Source organism: Pontimicrobium sp. MEBiC06410 (genome assembly GCF_053601615.1).
The window spans coordinates 1-306 of record NZ_JBSHNT010000063.1 but is presented as its reverse complement, the minus strand read 5'-3'; the positions used below and the strand labels follow the sequence as shown (position 1 = coordinate 306).

1 protein-coding gene is annotated in these 306 nt (G+C 42.8%); it reads left to right on the top strand.

Annotated features, from left to right (window positions below; genetic code table 11):
* Positions 1 to 306, top strand: a 306-nt coding sequence (locus ACVC08_RS00420; protein WP_452600543.1) for an immunoglobulin domain-containing protein, incomplete at both ends; no start/stop codon positions are given.

Genomic DNA, 306 nt, shown 5'->3' with positions numbered 1-306 from the left:
ACTGCGCCTAATTGTGCTTGTCCTTTTATCGATACGCCTACTAATCCTAACAATCCTAGTATTTGTTTTGGGGCAACTACACCTGCTTTAAGTGTTGTACTACCTGGCCCTCCTGCTTTAGGGGATGCTGTTAATTGGTATACAAACGCTACTGGAGGTACTGCCTTAGCTTCTGGCCTTAATTATACGCCTACCGATACAGCTATTGGAGTTTACACTTACTATGCTGAAGCTGAAGAAACTGTCTCTGGTTGTGTGAGCTCTAGAATACCAGTAGTTCTTACTATTGAAACACCTGCTAATGCT